This window comes from Corynebacterium sp. KPL4072 (assembly GCF_037908395.1).
Lineage (GTDB): Bacteria > Actinomycetota > Actinomycetes > Mycobacteriales > Mycobacteriaceae > Corynebacterium > Corynebacterium kefirresidentii.
Genome location: NZ_JBBMGE010000010.1, coordinates 81472 through 97284, shown reverse-complemented (window position 1 = coordinate 97284; position 15813 = coordinate 81472). Strand labels below are relative to the sequence as shown.

Below are 15813 nucleotides of genomic sequence, written 5' to 3'. Positions count from 1 at the left end.
TGCATGGCGCGCGTTTTTCTGCGCTGAGGAAGCGAGCGTGTGGTGCGCTTAACATTGGGGGCGTGTGAATAAAAATTAAGCATTGTCTAGGAATTATGATGAGGGCAAAGACCCTGCGGGGTAGCATGGGTCTTTGACTAATGAACGACAGGTATTTCCGGGCGTGTACACACACGCCAGGGATGCCTTGAACGACGAAAGGCGGCATCCTTACCGTGGCCCTGATCGTGCAAAAGTATGGCGGCTCATCCCTCGAATCCGCAGACCGCATCCGCGCCGTTGCGGAGCGCATCGTGGCCACCAAGAAGCAGGGCAACGACGTTGTCGTGGTGTGTTCCGCCATGGGCGATACCACCGATGAGCTGCTCGACCTTGCCGCCCAGGTCAATCCTGTCCCGCCGCAGCGAGAGATGGATATGTTGCTCACCGCCGGCGAGCGAATCTCTAATGCTCTGGTGGCCATGGCAGTGGAATCGCTTGGTGCCCACGCCCAGTCCTTTACCGGCTCCCAAGCCGGAGTGCTCACCACCGAGCGCCACGGCAATGCCCGCATCGTGGACGTCACCCCGGGCCGCCTGACCGAGGCTTTGGACGAAGGCAAGATTTGTATCGTCGCCGGCTTCCAGGGCGTTAATAAGGAATCGCGCGATGTCACCACCTTGGGTCGCGGTGGCTCCGACACCACCGCGGTGGCACTTGCTGCCGCGCTAAACGCGGACGTGTGTGAGATTTACTCCGATGTTGATGGCGTCTACACCGCAGACCCGCGCATCGTCCCAGACGCGCAGAAGCTAGACAAGCTCTCCTTTGAGGAGATGTTGGAGATGGCCGCGGTAGGTTCCAAGATTTTGGTCCTGCGCAGCGTGGAGTACGCCCGCGCATTCAATGTACCCTTGCGAGTTCGCTCGTCTTATTCAAATGACCCCGGCACCCTAGTTACCGGATCGATGGAGGATATCCCCGTGGAAGAAGCAGTACTAACTGGTGTAGCAACCGATAAGTCCGAGGCAAAGGTCACCGTCCTGGGCATCCCGGATCGCCCGGGGGAGGCTGCGAAGGTCTTTCGCGTCATTGCCGATGCAGAGATCAATATCGATATGGTCTTGCAAAATGTCTCCTCCCTGGAGGACGGCACCACCGATATCACCTTTACCTGCCCGCGTGCCGACGGCCCGCGTGCCATGGAGCTGCTGAGCAAGCTGAAATCTGAAGGAGGCTGGGCCAATGTGCTGTATGACGACCAAGTGGGGAAAGTCTCCCTCGTCGGCGCCGGCATGAAATCCCACCCGGGCGTTACCGCAGAGTTCACCGAGGCCCTGCGCGACGTCAACGTCAATATGGAGCTCATCTCCACTTCTGAAATCCGCATCTCCGTGCTCACCCGCGAGGCTGACCTGGAAAAGGCCGCCCGTGCACTGCACGAGAAATTCCAGCTTGGTGGCGAAGAAGAAGCCACGGTTTATGCTGGAACCGGACGTTAAACACCCACAGCAACTACAGAGGATTTATAGTCATGACCACTGTTGCAGTAGTAGGCGCTACCGGCCAGGTCGGCCGCGTTATGCGCTCCATCTTGGAAGAACGCAATTTCCCGGCCGATAAGGTGCGCTTTTTCGCCTCTTCCCGCTCCGCCGGCACCGAGCTGGAATTCCGCGGCGAGCAGATTACCGTCGAGGACCTCGCCGAGGTTACCGAGCAATCCGTCGCCGACGTTGATATCGCCTTGTTCTCTGCCGGTGGTTCTACCTCCAAGCAATGGGCTCCAGTGTTTGCCGCGGCCGGTGCGACCGTGGTGGATAACTCTTCGGCCTACCGCAAGGATCCAGAGGTTCCCCTCATCGTCTCCGAGGTCAACCCCGAGGCAGCCAAGAACACCCCTAAGGGCATCATCGCGAACCCAAACTGCACCACCATGGCCGCTATGCCGGTGCTGAAGGTCTTGCACGATGCCGCGGGCCTGAACAAGTTGCATGTGTCCTCTTACCAGGCGGTCTCCGGCTCCGGCCTGGCCGGCGTGCAGGCGCTGGCCGCGCAGGTCTATTCGGTTGGTGAGCACAATGTGGGTTTGGTCCACGATGGCTCTGCACTCAATGACGAGGACTTTGGCCCTTATGTGGCGCCCATTGCCTATAACGCGCTGCCGATGGCCGGCAACCTCGTGGATGATGGCTCCCTAGAGACCGATGAGGAGCAAAAGCTGCGCAACGAATCCCGCAAGATCCTAGACATTCCGGAGCTGAAGGTTGCAGGTACCTGCGTGCGCATCCCGGTCTTTACCGGCCACACCCTGACCATCCACGCCGAGTTCGACAAGGCAATCACCTCCGAGCAGGCCACCGAGCTTTTGAGCGGTGCCCCGGGCGTTAAGCTTGCCGACGTCCCCACCCCGCTCGCTGCCACCGGCATCGACGAATCCTTGGTAGGCCGCATCCGTCAGGACCAGACGGTGGACGATAACAAGGGCCTCGTGCTCGTTGTCGCCGGCGATAATCTGCGCAAGGGGGCCGCGCTCAACACCATCCAGATCGCGGAGCTACTCGTTTAAGCAGGTTCCGCTTCGTCGCAGGTTACACAAAAAGCTCGGCGCCCTCCTTCCTCGTTACGGGATAAGGAGGGCGCCGAGCTTTTATCTTGATTGACGTGGGCGAGAAGGCTAGTCCTCAGAGACTGGCTTGGCGGTGCCCGTAGCCTTGCCGCTATCAGCGGCAGCATCCTTCTTGCCAAAGTCAAGGTCGCTATCGGAGGACGGAACCTCCGGCTTGGTGTGCTGCACGTAGGTCACGGATGGCTCCGGATCTTCACGGTCGTAGTCAAGGTCGTCATCGTTTTCGAGCTCTTCGTGGATCTCTTCTGCGATATTGGTGACGAACTCGGTGGTTTCCATATTGGAAGCCGCAGCCAGCTTGCGCAGCTCGCGCTCATTTTTCTTGGTGAAGCGCTTGCGTGGATCCAAGCGGCGGGAAACCAGCTCGTGTGCGCGCATGCGGCGGTCGGACTCATCCGAGAGCTTGCTGCCGTTCTTGATGCGGTTGAAGACCATCACCACGATCATCAACAGACCCAGGTAACCCAGAATTGGGTAAACATTGCTGACCAGCGTCTGGAAGCCCACGAAGGACAGGATGAAGCCGATGATGCAGCAAACAGCGTAGACAGGGTAGAAGCGCTTGGGATTATTGCGGGTCAAGCGCTTGCCCAAGGCGTAGAACATACCGATAGCCGTATTGAAGACCATGCCGTAGATGATGAAGGTCATGAACACGCCGAATACCGGGTGGATGCTCGTGATGAGGGCCAGCACCGGCATATCCTCGCCGTTGACGGTCTCGGCCTCGAAGAAGAGGGCGAAGACCAGCAGGGCTAAAAGGATCAGGTAGAGCAGGCCACCAATGAGGCCGCCGATGCCGACTGCGCGGTTATCCAGGAAGTTACCGCCAATGACGATGGACATGGACACAGCCGTCATAACGTTCAGGCCGGTGTAGTTCAACGCAGACAGCCACCAGTTAGGTAGCGAGGTATCGACGTTAGCTACTGCCCAGTCATTGAGGGAAGAAAAATCAACATCTGCGTTGAGAATGGTGTAGCCGGTGGCAATCACCACGAAGATAATGATGAACGGGGTGATGGTACCGATGACCGCGGTCACGCGGTCAACATCCATCAGGCCGACGAGCAGTACCAGAATCAGCATCGCGGTGGCGCCCACCCATACCGGAACGGAGGGGAACTGCTGATTGATATTAGAGCCGCCGCCAGCAAACATGACGAAGCCGATGGAAAACAGAGTAACTAGTGTTGACCAGTCCAAAATCTTGGCGGTAAACGGCGATGCGACCTTGTCGTAGACAGCGGTATGTTCCTCGGCCTGGAAATACGAGCCGAGCTGCAGGATGGACACGCCGGTGATCATCATCAGGCCAGCGGCTAGGGCGATGCCCCACAGACCCCACTCGCCAAAGGCTACGAAGAACTGCATGGCCTCCTGGCCGGAGGCAAAGCCTGCGCCCACGACGACGCCGATAAACGCCATGGAAATTCCGATTGCGCGTTTTAACATGAAAGGGAGAAACTCTCTTACTCACACGCGCCGGGCCCGGCATTGGGATCGCACGGGCCCGGATCGACGGTCGATTTATCACGTGTGTACACATCTAATAAACCACACATTGGACAAATCTTTCGGGCAAGAATCGCCCTAATTGTGGCCTCCTTCACCCAGTATCCGGTGTACAACCTGCAGCTAAATGCCAAAAATTGGGGCTCTTGGGGTGCAAGGTAACCAGAGCGTAACAATTTGCAGGTGAAATTATCTCGCCGCCTCAAGGGGCCGGTATGGGGGTATTAACCTGTCCCTGCGATCAGATCCTTGCGGGCGCGCGCGACGCGGGAGCGGATAGTACCTACCCGCACGCCAGCAATCTTGGCCGCCTCCTCGTACGTGTAGCCCAGCACCTGGGTGAGAATGAGGGCTTCGCGGCGGTCGGCCGGGAGGGCGTCGATAAGCGCGCGGGCATCTATCCATTCACTCCATGCCGTGGACTCTTCTGGTGCCGCACCCATGGCGTCTTCGTATTCGGTGGCAGATTTGCGCGGCCGGGCCATATCGTGGCGAATATTATCCACCCACACCCGCCGGGCTAAAGACAGCAACCACGTGCGTGCCGAGGACCGGGCCGCAAAGCGTGGCAGGGCGCTGATCACGCGCAGATAGGTCTCTTGGGTGAGATCGTCGGCGCCTTCCGGCCCGCCTAAATGCGCTAGCAAACGCCACACATCATCCTGGGTAGCCCTAATAAACTCCGTCAGCGCCGCACGGTCACCGCGACCGGCCCGAAGGGCAAGGTCGGTGACGCGGGCGTCATCTGCTGCGGAGTGGTGAGTCACCTGAATGAATCTACCAGTAGCCCCTACACTCCTTTTAGATCCCTGACAACCGGTGATTCTTTTGCCACACTGGTGGTACATATCCACTGATTGCCAGGAGGCAAAATGACTGATTTCACCGCTGATGACATCCTGAACAAGGGCCAGCGCCCCGCTGGCAAGGGCAATACCACCCGCCCGTCTGGCCAACCAGTTCCTTCCGAGAACACCTCGGTGACTGCTGGCCAGCAGGGACCAGTGGTGCTCAATGACATCCACCTCATTGAAAAGCTTGCCCACTTCAACCGCGAGCGCGTGCCGGAGCGCACCCCGCACGCTAAGGGCCACGGCGCCTTCGGTGAGCTGCACATTACGGAAGATGTATCCGCCTATACCAAGGCCAAGGTCTTCCAGAAGGGCACCGTCACCCCGATGATGGGCCGCTTTTCCACCGTCGCCGGTGAGCAGGGATCCCCGGATACCTGGCGCGATGTACACGGCTTTGCGCTGCGTTTTTATACCGAGGAAGGCAACCTGGACATCGTGGGCAATAACACCCCAGTCTTCTTCGTTCGCGATGGCCAGAAGTTCCCTGACTTCATCCACTCCCAGAAGCGTCTGGGCACCAATGGTTTGCGCGATGCGGATATGCAGTGGGATTTCTGGACCCGCAACCCGGAGTCTGCCCACCAGGTCACCTACCTCATGGGTGACCGCGGCACGCCGAAGTCGACCCGCCACCAAAATGGTTACGGCTCCCACACCTTCCAGTGGGTCAACGAAGAAGGCGAGGCTTTCTGGGTGAAGTACCACTTTAAGACCCGCCAGGGCGTAGAGAACTTCACCGACGAGGAGGCCACCACGACCGCCGGCCAGAACCCGGATTGCCACCGCGAGGACCTCTACAACGCCATCGAGGAGGGCAATTACCCAGTCTGGGACGTCAAGGTACAGATCATGCCGCTGGATGAGGCGGAGAACTATCGCTTTAATCCTTTCGACCTAACCAAGGTCTGGTCCAAGAAGGATTACCCGCTGCACGATGTGGGCTACTTCGTGCTCAACCGCAACCCACGCAATTTCTTTGCGCAGATTGAGCAGGTGGCGCTCGATCCATCCAATATCGTGCCGGGTGTTGGCCTCTCCCCAGATAAGATGCTGCAGGCACGCGTTTTCGCCTACGCTGACCAGCAGCGCTACCGCATTGGCCCGAACTACCAGCAGTTGCCGGTCAACCAGCCGCAGAATGTGGATGAGGTCAATACTTATCAGCACGAGGGCAGCATGCAGTTCCTTTTCAATGCCCCGGAGGATCCGGTGTACTCACCGAACCGCTATGAAAAGGGCACTGGCGTGCTTGACGACGCCGCTGTGAATGACCGCTCCCAGCTCGAGACCACCACCGCGGCGGAGCTTTATATCAATCCGGAGTCCTACGGCGGCGATCTGGTGCGTGCACCGTACGTTCGCCACTCCGAAGATGATGATTTCGTGCAGGCGCGCGACTTGTACGAAAACGTCTATGATGACGCCGCCAAGGAGCGCTTGGTTACCAATATCACCAATGCTATGGCAGGTGTATCTGAGGAAACTGAGGAGCGCGTTTACGACTACTGGACTAAGGTGCACCCAGCCCTTGGCCAGCGCGTGCGTGAGGTCTACGCCGAGAAGAAGTAATCCTTCCGCGGCAGTCCCTCCGCACTAAAAACTCCGCCCCCGTATCGCGCAGTTATAAAGCGCGGTACGGGGGCGAAGTTATGCTGTGCGGCTAGTCGCAGCGGCGCATATTTTCGGTAAGGAAAGCGGGCGCCCCCTCGGCGGCCCACTTGTCTACGTCGTAGCACGGGGCGGTCATGCCGGAGGTGGCTTCGCCAATGGGCTCAATGGCTACCCACTGGCCATTGTCGTAGCGCGCCCAAGCTGTCCAGTCCGTGCTGTCCTTGCCGAAGTGCGCCCATTGGCCATCGCAGTCACTGACTCGGATATTTGTCATGCTGGGGGCCGTGGGTTGTAGCGCTTCTGGGGAGCAATCGCCCTGGCCTGTATCGGCGGGCGCGGCGGCTTGGTCTTCGCTCTCTTTATCGCCTGCTTCTGCGGGGGATGAGGAGGGAGCTGCTTCTACGGAAGTAGGTTCAGCCTCGGCGGTGGTCTCTGCGGCTGCCGACGTGGTGGCCTCACTCGTGGCTTCTTCGGAGGAGGTCTCCTCGGCGGAGGAGCTAAGAGCAGTGGCATCGGAAAACTCGGGTTCTGCGGACGTATCGGTGTCGTTGGAGCAGGCAACAAGGCCAAAGCACAGCGGCACGAAGGCCGCGGTGGCAAGGTAACGGGAAGGAGCTAGGGAATAAATGTGGGGCATGCCATATATTCTAGAGTAATCGGCAATGTGGGGTGCTCGGCGCGCCTGCAGCAGGGGAGTGACCTGCAAGGATAGGTTCATTACCATGACCTCACGCCTTGCTTCCCCAGACGCTGCGTCTCCCTCCCGGTGGCGCAGCGTCCTCTTGATCTTCTTGCTTGCCCTGCCGTTGGTTATCGGAGCTACGGTGGCGGGCCTCGCGCAGTGGGAACCTGCCCATGCTTGGTCTAGCGCCGCGCAGCCGTTTGGCGCGCCACGGGAAAATTCTTCCTCTCCAGAGGTGAAAGAAGCCGCCGAAGCAGCCAGCCGCGCCCAGGCACAGGCAAGCATGCTTAAATCGGGCGCCAAGCGGCTTGACGACGGCACGGGGGAGCTCAACAAGGGGGCGGATGAGCTTGGAGGGGGCGTCGACAAGCTGGCGACGGGCTCCCAAGAACTGGTATCCGGCCTCAATCAGCTGCAGTCTGGAACCAATACGCTCGGTGGCGGCGCCACGGAGCTGGCCAATGGCGTAGGTGGCGCTGTGGACCAGGTGGTCGGCCTCGGGGCCGTCCAGGGGCAGATCCTGCAGGCCATCGATGGCACGATGCACGATCTAGAAGGCAATAAATCCAAAGAAGCGAAGGATATTCGCGCGCAGCTGGGTGATCTCCGCGCGCAGGTGAATAATTTCCGCCTGGATAATTCGGTAACTGGCCAGCTCAAGAAGCTCAAGGACGGCTCGCGCGATCTGTCCAATCAGTTGGCAGTCAATGGCTACGCCTATCACGATGGCGTGAATCAGGCGGTATCGGGCGCGCAAGAGCTCAATGAGGGTATAGCGGAGCTTAGCAAGCGCGTCGGTGAGGCGCAGGAAGGCGTGGACAAGCTTGACGACGGCGCCGGCAAGCTCTCCGGCATGGCGGCCCAAAATCAGACGAACGTGGGCGATATTCAGCGTGCCCTGCCGCCGGTGCATACTGCATCCCAAGGCCCGACGCATTTGCTGAGTCCTATTGTGGCGCTGCTGATCTCCGCCTTGGTCTTGCTCGCAGGTGCGGCAGCTGGCGTGGCCTGGCACGTAGGGTTCCGCCCTTGGCTAATGGTGGCTGGCGGAACGCTGGCTGCGGTGGCCATCGGGGAAATCCTCCTCTTCGTGCTTGCCACTGGTTTTACTCCCGTGGCGGCGGCCTGGTCTGGGGTGACGCTGCTACTGGGCGCGCTGTCCATGACGGCCATTACGCGTGGCCTGCTAGGCCTGTGCGGTATTACTGCCGGCAGTATTCTTGCGGCACTCTTTGGCATCGGCCAGACCGCGCTGGTGGGCTGGTTGTGGAAATCCGCTGCAATTGCCGGGGTTTCTAAAGTATGGCAAGTTATTTCTAATCTTTTTCCGCTGAATTGGACTACCGCGGCCGTCACGGTGGCGGGCAACGAAGGCGAACAAGCCGTCCTCTGGGCTGGGATTGCGGTATTGTTGGCTGTCACTCTCGTTGGGTTAAGTGCAAAATGGTGGGCCTTGTCCACAGTAAAAACTAAAGATTCGGTCAATTAGGTCTGAAAATGCAGACCTAAGAATAAAAAATATTGGTGGAAACTGGGAATCTTGGTGTCCGCTACCGTTTGCATTGTGTGAATGCTACAGTTGGTCTTGCTCACAAAGCCTACTTAGGGGGTAGGCAAACGGTTTCTCCAATCCGTTGTGAGTGATAGGGAATAGGGACGACGCGGCGCTGTAGGGGCACCGCGTCGTTTCCCATATATGGGGTATTTATCTGCATTTTCTGCGCAAGAATCCGTGCACAACGGCCGCCGTTTTATCGGGGTGGGGTAGTTTTCACGCTTTGCATACCTTTTTGACGACACTTATCTATAGACAATTCAATTCAAAGTGGTGTGAATTTTTTGAGGTAGTGGTAGTGCTGCCGGTGGCCAGGGTTTAATCTGAGTCACACCCCGTCTATCTGTGTCACGTGCGGCACGGCGGGACGTCAACTTGTAAAGGAGCACTATGCAGACCCCGCTCGGCCTTACGACCGTAGGCCTTTTGGTCATTTTCGTGACGGTGGGAATTTTAATTCGCGGCCGGGTAAACCCCATCATTCCCATGACATTGGTGCCTGTAGTTGGTGCCCTAGTATGTGGATTTGGTCTAGGCGAAATATCTGACTTTTTCAGTGAAGGCTTAAGTTCCGTCATCAACGTTGTGGTGATGTTTATCTTTGCCATCATCTTCTTTGGCATATTGCAAGATGTTGGCCTATTTACTCCGGTTATCCGCGCGCTAATCAAGGCTACCCGCGGAAAAATCATGGCCGTAACGTTGGGCACTGCGGCGATCGGCGTAGTAGCGCACCTCGATGGATCTGGTTCTACCACCTTCCTTATCACCATCCCCGCGCTACTCCCGCTCTATCGTGCGCTGAATATGTCGCGCTACGTGCTTATCACCATTGTGGCGATGGCCGCCTCCATAATGAATATGGTTCCTTGGGGCGGCCCGCTTGGCCGGGCCGGCGCCGTAGTCGATCAAGAGCCCAATGCCATCTGGGTGCAACTTTTGCCCATTCAGGGCGTAGCGATTGTGCTGGTCTTCGTTTTGGCTGCGCTTTTGGGGTGGCGGGAAAAGCGCCGCATAGCGGGTTTGCGCGAAAGCGGCGAAATAGCAGGCGGCACGGCAGTAGACGTGAATGAATTGGCCGATGAATTCGCTGCTGCACAGGTACGTGAACAACATAAATTGGGCTACCACTTCCGCACGGGACGCTGGGTTACCGTGGTCAACGTTGTCGTAGCCCTTGCGGTCTTAGTGGCTCTGCTATCGGGCGTAGTTCCGCCCGCCCCAGCCTTCCTCGTGGCCACTACTATCACGCTAGCCATTAATTTCAGCGGTTCCATGGAACAAGGCGAGGCCCTACGGCGCCATGCGCCTAATGCATTGGCCATGGCGGGCGTCATTCTTGCCGCGGCCATGTTCTTGGGCGTTCTCAATGAAACGAAGATGCTTGAAGAAATCGCCCTGACGCTAGTTAACGTCTTGCCGGAGGGTGTCGCGCCGCATCTCCACGTTATTGTGGGCTTCTTTGGTGTACCGCTTGACTTGTTGACCTCGACGGATGCCTATTACTTCTCAGTTCTTCCTATTGTTCAGGGAACCGTGGAAAGCTTTGGGGTCAGCGGTATGGGTGCGGCTTGCGCGCTCATCATTGGTAACGTGGTGGGCACCTTCGTCTCGCCGTTCTCACCCGCATTATGGTTGGCGTTGGGGCTAGCGGAAGGCCAGATGGGTAAATATCTCAAGCTGGCTTTCCCCATTGCGTGGCTATTTTCCGCCATCTTGGTGGCCGCGGCGCTGTTTATGGGAATGTTGGCCTAGTAAAGGAAAGGCCCGCAGCACAGCTGCGGGCTCATGGTCGGGATAACAGGATTTGAACCTGCGACCTCTTCGTCCCGAACGAAGCGCGCTACCAACCTGCGCCATATCCCGGCGTTCCGCCTTGAAAAGCGGTACCTCGATACTTTAACGCAAGCTAAGCGCAATCAACAAAACGGCAGGTGGTTGCGTTTAGTCCACCTCAGTGATTTTTAGCAGCGTGGCGGAGGGCCGGCAGAAGATGCGTACGGGGGCAAATTTGGAGGTGCCCAAGCCATTGGAGACATGCATTTTCATCGGGCCGAAATCGTGGAGCCCCTGCACGCGGTCGCGGTCGATGCCGCAATTGGTTACCAGTGCACGGGATCCCGGCAGGCAAATTTGGCCGCCGTGGGTGTGACCAGAGAGCGAGAGTTGGTAGCCGTCGGCCGCGAACTTCTCCAGCACGCGGGGTTCGGGAGCGTGGAGGAGGGCCAGGGACAAATCAGCATCCTCGTTGGGAGGACCCGCGATTTCGGAGTAATCATCCAGATCGTGGTGTGGATCGTCCACGCCGGCGGCGGCAAGACGGACGTTGCCCACCTTAAACTCATGCCGAGCCTGGTTGGCATCGCGCCATCCGTGCTCCATAAAGGCGGCGCGCATACCGCGCCAGGGCAGATCCACATAGGAAGGCTCCCGCTTTTTGCCCAGCAGATACTTGAAGGGATTGACCGGACGCGGGGCCCAGTAGTCATTGGTGCCAAAGACAAAGAGGCCGGGGCGGGCCAGCAGCGGACCGAGAGCGCGCAGCGTATCGGGTACGGCCTGCTGATCGGAGAGATTATCGCCGGTGTTGACTACGAGGTCCGGCTCCAGGGCGTCGAGGGCGGAGACCCAGGCAATCTTGGTCTCTTGGTCCGGGATCATGTGCAGATCAGAAAGGTGGAGCAACCGAAATTCCGGCTTGCCACGCAGAGTGCCCTTGGGCAGGAGAGGGAGCGTATATTCCTTGAGCTCGAATTTGGTCAGTTCGCTATAGCCCCATGCTGCGGCGCCCAGGCCCGCAGCGGTGAGGCCGCCAAGAATACGTAAAAGTTTCACGGCTACCACCCTACCTGGCGTACATTGATAGGCATGAGCGAGCTAAAACAAACCATCCGTGCAGATCTGAAAACCGCAATGAAGGCGAAGGAGAAGCAGCGCACCAGCGCCATCCGTGCCTTGCTGGCCGCCATCCAGGCCGAGGAGACTAACGGCTCCCGGCACGAGCTGGAGGACGCCGATATCCTTAAGGTAATTGCGCGCGAAATCAAAAAGCGCCGCGAGTCCGCCGAGGTCTATGAGGAAAATGGGCGTCCGGAGTTGGCTGAAGCCGAGCTTGCTGATGTCCCCTTCTTCGAGGCCTACCAGCCCCGCCAGCTAGACGAGTCCGAGCTGCAGGCCTTGGTGAAGGAATCCATCGCCGAGGTCGAAGCCGAAAACGGCGAAGCACCCACCATGAAGCAGATGGGTGCCGTAATGAAGGTGGCCAATGCCAAGGCCGCCGGCCAAGCGGACGGCAAGCGCCTGTCCGCTGAGGTCAAAGCCCAGCTGAGCTAGAGCGGGCGAGACCACACTGGGCGGCGGAGCCTAGCGGCCAAGCAGGCTGCGGATATCGTTGGCAAAGTTATCGATGTCCTCTTGGCGGATGCCAAAGTCTTCCGGCGAGAATCCGCCCCCTCCACCGTCACCGCCTGTGCCGCCAGTCGAGCGGCCCGGACTAGTAGCACCGTCGGTATTAGCGCCGCCGGTGCTATTTTGCGTGCCGGTGGAGTTAGCATCGGCCACGCCGGAGGAGGGGGATTGGGAGGCCCCGGCGCCGTCGGAGAGCTGCAGCGTAATTTCTGCCCCCTTCTTCTTTCCGTCCTTGCCGGTAATGGCGCGAACTACGCGGCCATAAGGCACATCGCCGCCGATGACGCGGGAAGTCTTGACCACATAGCCCTTAGCTTCCAAGGCCTGGCGCGCCTCGGCCTCGGACTTGCCACGCAGGCCATCTAGGGTCTTATCGGCCGTGGTGCCGTTATCGTATTTCTTATTGTAATTCGGCAGACCAGCCTTGGTTGCTCTCGGCAGCTGGGAGGCCATGCTGAAGAAGGTCTGCGCCGGCTCCAGGCCGCCGTAGAGGTTGCCCCAACCCGCACACTGGCGCACCGGGCCAGTACACAGCGGGACGGTGGAGGTGCCGTCGTTATAAATATAAGGAGCGGCGGAAATGCCCTCATTGAATCCCAAGAAAGCAGAGGACTGGTTGGACTCGGTGGTGCCGGTCTTTGCCGCGATAGGGCTGGAATAGCCGGCCGCCTGGGCGGCATCTTTGGCCGTGCCCTGCTTGGCATCTTCGGACAAAGCATTGCTCATGGCGCGGGCCACGTCCTTATCCACCGCCTGCTCACAAGGGGTTTCTTTAAGGTAGACCTCGTTGCCTTCCTTATCGGTGATCTGGGCGATGGGGTTGGGTTCACACCATTTGCCATCCGAGGCCAGCGTGGCACCCACATTGGCTAGCTCCAGCGGGTTGACCTGGTCTGGGCCCAGGGTAAAGGAACCCGAATTGGCTTCCTTGGTGTGCTGGGCAATCGAGGTGTCCTTATCAAAGCTGCCCTTGTCATCGTAGGAGCGCAGGCCCAAGCGCACGGCCATATCAACGATGGGGGCTACGCCTACCTGCTCGGTGAGCTTGATAAAAGGCGTATTGGGCGAGTGGGCCAGTGCTTCCTGCAGCGTCATGGTGGCCTTATAGGCGCCAGCGTTTTCCACGCAGTAGCGGTCCGCCGGGCAGCCGGCGGCGCCGCCGTGACCAAGGCCTTCCGCCTCGTAGCGGGTGGGCACATCCACGGTGTTTTTAATGCCATAGCCTGCCTCAAGCGCGGCCGCGGCGGCAAAGACCTTAAACACGGAGCCGGCGCCGTTGCCTACCAGGGAATAGGGCTGCGGCAGGATGGTTTCATTCTTGTCCAAGTCCAAGCCATAGTCACGGGAGGAGACCATGGCCAGCACCTTGCGATCCGATTTACCGGGTTTGATGACGTCCATGACTTCCGCCACGCCCGGGGCGTCCGGGTTGGTGTGGCTTTGCACGGCCTGAAGGGCCTTATTTTGCACCGTTGGATCCAGCGTGGTTTTGATGGTGTAGCCACCGCGCGCCAGCTGTTCTTCGCTAATGCCCTTCTTATCCAGGTACTTCAGCACATAATCACAGTAGAAACCGCGGTCACCCGCGCCGATGCAGCCATTGGCTAGCGTTTGGGGCTTCTTGCCGACGCCCAGCTTTTCCCCCTTATACTTATCCGCTTCCTGCTGCTTGATATAGCCGTTATCCGCCATGGATTGCAGGACGAGATTGCGCCTTTCGGTTACTTCGCCAGTGTTGGTATAGGGGTTGAGACGCTCAGAGGATTGGACCATGCCCGCCAGCATTGCTGCTTGTGGCACCGTGAGCTCAGAGGCGTGGGTGCCAAAATAGGTGCGGGCTGCGGCCTCGACGCCATAGGCATGGTTACCAAAAGACACCAGGTTGAGATAGTTGGTGAGGATGTCATCCTTATCTAACTCCTCATCCATCTTGGTAGCCATGCGCATCTCGCGCAGCTTGCGGGTTATGGATTGCTCGGTGGCCGCGGCACGCTCTTCATCGGTGGTAGCAGAAACCAACAGCAAGTAGTTCTTTACGTACTGCTGATCGATGGTAGAAGCACCCTGAGAGACACCACCCGAGGTCAGGTTGGTCCACAGTGCGCGGAAATTGCCCTGGAAGTCTACGCCTTCGTGATCATAAAAGCGCTCGTCCTCAATGGAGACGATGGCGTTTTTCATGGCTTTAGAAATCTTCTTTCCCTCCACCGGGTGGCGGCGCTGGCTGAAGACATAGGCCATGTCCTTGCCCTTGGCATCTTTAATAGTGGTGACGCCAGGGATATTACCGGCCGTCAGATCTTGCAGGTCAGATTGCATGGTTTCGTTAGTACGGGCAATCGCTACCCCGGAAATGCCCGCGAAGGGGGCAAGGGCCAGGGCGATCAGCGCGCCTACCAAGACCGTAGACAGGGCTATCTTGGCCAAAGATTTGATGACAGTCACGCCCCATACACTACGTGGTCGCCCTCGGTGGGTGGAAGATCACTCGCACCCCCTAAAGTGTGACGTGTTAGACAATCTTCTACCTGGGTGAATAGACTTAGGCGCGTTACATAGTATTCCGTCTGGGAAGGAGCACACTCACCCATGACCGTTCGTGTGAAGACTGCTGGAATGTCTAATACAGCCCGAAATCCCGAGCGTGGTGAGTGGGTTACCCAGGCTAAATGCCGTAAAGGTGACCCGGATGCCCTCTTTGTGCGCGGTGCAGAACAGCGCAAGGCGGCGGTCATCTGCCGCCACTGCCCGGTGTTGACCGAATGCCGTGCCGATGCTTTGGATAACCGCGTCGAGTTTGGTGTTTGGGGCGGGCTGACCGAGCGTCAGCGCCGTGCATTGCTGCGCAAGAACCCTCACATCACGGATTGGGCGCACTACTTGGCTGAGGGCGGCGAACTCGTCGGGATTTAAGAATTTTGACGGCGTGGGGCGTATTTAATAGTTAGAATGGGACCCATGACTAAATGGGAATACGCAACCGCACCTGTTCTTACCCACGCTACGAAGCAGATCCTCGATTCTTGGGGTGAAGACGGCTGGGAACTGGTTACCGTCACCCCTGGCCCGAACCCAGAAAACGTCGTGGCCTACTTCAAGCGCGAGGTGGCAGAGTAAATGGGCTTTCATGCTCGCTTGCGGGAGCTGGGGTACGAGCTACCGGGCGTCGCCAAGCCGCTAGCTTCCTATGTGCCGGCCGTGCGCGTAGGAAATCAGGTCTGGACCTCCGGTCAGCTTCCCCTCGTGGAGGGAACCTTGCCGCTGACCGGCAAGGTTGGTGCCGAAATCACTACGGAACAAGCCCAAGAACAGGCCCGTATCGCGGCGCTCAATGCGCTCGCCGCCATCGATGCTGAGGTGGGCCTAGATAATATCTCCCGCGTGCTAAAGATTGTGGGGTTCGTGGCTTCTGATCCGGGCTATGCAGATCAGCCAGCAGTTATCAATGGCGCCTCGGATTTCATTGGTGAAGTCTTTGGGGATGCCGGAACGCATGCTCGCTCCGCCGTTGGTGTGGCTGCGTTGCCTAAAAACGCGCCGGTAGAGATCGAACTAATCGTAGAAATTGCTGCTTGATCGGATA

Annotated in this window: 14 protein-coding genes and 1 tRNA gene; 9 read left to right on the top strand and 6 right to left on the bottom strand. The window is 58.6% G+C overall.

Features of this window, described 5'->3' with window-relative positions; genetic code table 11:
• Positions 1 to 215: 215 nt before the first annotated feature.
• Together WMP97_RS10675 and WMP97_RS10670 are read left to right on the top strand one after the other, a co-directional pair.
• The gene (locus WMP97_RS10675) at positions 216 to 1481 is read left to right on the top strand and encodes an aspartate kinase (RefSeq protein ID WP_200288366.1); all 1266 of its coding nucleotides are present in this window, start codon (positions 216 to 218) and stop codon (positions 1479 to 1481) included.
• A gap of 32 nt (positions 1482 to 1513) precedes the next feature.
• Entirely contained in the window at positions 1514 to 2545 is a 1032-nt protein-coding gene (locus WMP97_RS10670) for an aspartate-semialdehyde dehydrogenase (RefSeq protein ID WP_200288365.1), read from the top strand.
• A 108-nt stretch (positions 2546 to 2653) separates the two neighbouring features.
• On the opposite strand, the gene WMP97_RS10665 is transcribed toward WMP97_RS10670, so the two are convergent.
• Complete coding sequence (locus WMP97_RS10665; RefSeq protein WP_340440477.1) at positions 2654 to 4060, bottom strand: YkvI family membrane protein; 1407 nt, start codon at positions 4058 to 4060, stop codon at positions 2654 to 2656.
• Positions 4061 to 4344: 284 nt separating this feature from the next.
• Positions 4345 to 4887 carry an RNA polymerase sigma factor gene (locus WMP97_RS10660; RefSeq protein ID WP_200288363.1) on the bottom strand — a complete coding sequence of 181 codons (543 nt, stop codon included), beginning with the start codon at positions 4885 to 4887 and terminating at the stop codon, positions 4345 to 4347.
• Positions 4888 to 4992: 105 nt separating this feature from the next.
• Here WMP97_RS10660 and WMP97_RS10655 point away from each other — a divergent pair, with 105 nt between their 5' ends.
• On the top strand, positions 4993 to 6543 hold the full coding sequence (locus WMP97_RS10655) for a catalase (RefSeq protein WP_200288362.1): 1551 nt from the start codon (positions 4993 to 4995) through the stop codon (positions 6541 to 6543).
• A gap of 91 nt (positions 6544 to 6634) precedes the next feature.
• Here the strand turns inward: WMP97_RS10655 and WMP97_RS10650 are convergent, their stop codons facing one another.
• Positions 6635 to 7222, bottom strand: a complete 588-nt coding sequence (locus tag WMP97_RS10650) for a hypothetical protein (protein WP_340440476.1) — start codon at positions 7220 to 7222, stop codon at positions 6635 to 6637.
• A gap of 85 nt (positions 7223 to 7307) precedes the next feature.
• Here WMP97_RS10650 and WMP97_RS10645 point away from each other — a divergent pair, with 85 nt between their 5' ends.
• Entirely contained in the window at positions 7308 to 8756 is a 1449-nt protein-coding gene (locus WMP97_RS10645) for a hypothetical protein (RefSeq protein ID WP_340440475.1), read from the top strand.
• Between the two features lie 456 nt (positions 8757 to 9212).
• Complete coding sequence (locus tag WMP97_RS10640; RefSeq protein ID WP_259824765.1) at positions 9213 to 10577, top strand: CitMHS family transporter; 1365 nt, start codon at positions 9213 to 9215, stop codon at positions 10575 to 10577.
• A 34-nt stretch (positions 10578 to 10611) separates the two neighbouring features.
• On the opposite strand, the gene WMP97_RS10635 is transcribed toward WMP97_RS10640, so the two are convergent.
• Both WMP97_RS10635 and WMP97_RS10630 read right to left on the bottom strand, forming a co-directional pair.
• Positions 10612 to 10688: transfer RNA gene (locus tag WMP97_RS10635), tRNA-Pro, on the bottom strand.
• Between the two features lie 78 nt (positions 10689 to 10766).
• Positions 10767 to 11657, bottom strand: a complete 891-nt coding sequence (locus WMP97_RS10630; RefSeq protein WP_200288358.1) for a metallophosphoesterase — start codon at positions 11655 to 11657, stop codon at positions 10767 to 10769.
• A gap of 33 nt (positions 11658 to 11690) precedes the next feature.
• Between WMP97_RS10630 and WMP97_RS10625 the strand changes: the two genes are divergently transcribed.
• A complete protein-coding gene (locus tag WMP97_RS10625) occupies positions 11691 to 12155 on the top strand; it encodes a GatB/YqeY domain-containing protein (protein WP_023020406.1) in 465 nt (154 codons plus the stop codon).
• Positions 12156 to 12185: 30 nt separating this feature from the next.
• On the opposite strand, the gene WMP97_RS10620 is transcribed toward WMP97_RS10625, so the two are convergent.
• Positions 12186 to 14675 (bottom strand): transglycosylase domain-containing protein, encoded by a 2490-nt coding sequence (locus WMP97_RS10620; RefSeq protein ID WP_340440474.1) that lies wholly within the window; start codon positions 14673 to 14675, stop codon positions 12186 to 12188.
• Between the two features lie 144 nt (positions 14676 to 14819).
• Here WMP97_RS10620 and WMP97_RS10615 point away from each other — a divergent pair, with 144 nt between their 5' ends.
• The 3 genes from WMP97_RS10615 to WMP97_RS10605 are packed head-to-tail and all read left to right on the top strand — an operon-like array spanning position 14820 to position 15806.
• Positions 14820 to 15143, top strand: a complete 324-nt coding sequence (locus WMP97_RS10615) for a WhiB family transcriptional regulator (protein ID WP_023020408.1) — start codon at positions 14820 to 14822, stop codon at positions 15141 to 15143.
• A gap of 45 nt (positions 15144 to 15188) precedes the next feature.
• A complete protein-coding gene (locus WMP97_RS10610; RefSeq protein ID WP_005323131.1) occupies positions 15189 to 15347 on the top strand; it encodes a DUF4177 domain-containing protein in 159 nt (52 codons plus the stop codon).
• Entirely contained in the window at positions 15348 to 15806 is a 459-nt protein-coding gene (locus WMP97_RS10605; RefSeq protein WP_023020409.1) for a RidA family protein, read from the top strand.
• The last annotated feature ends 7 nt before the right edge of the window (positions 15807 to 15813 follow it).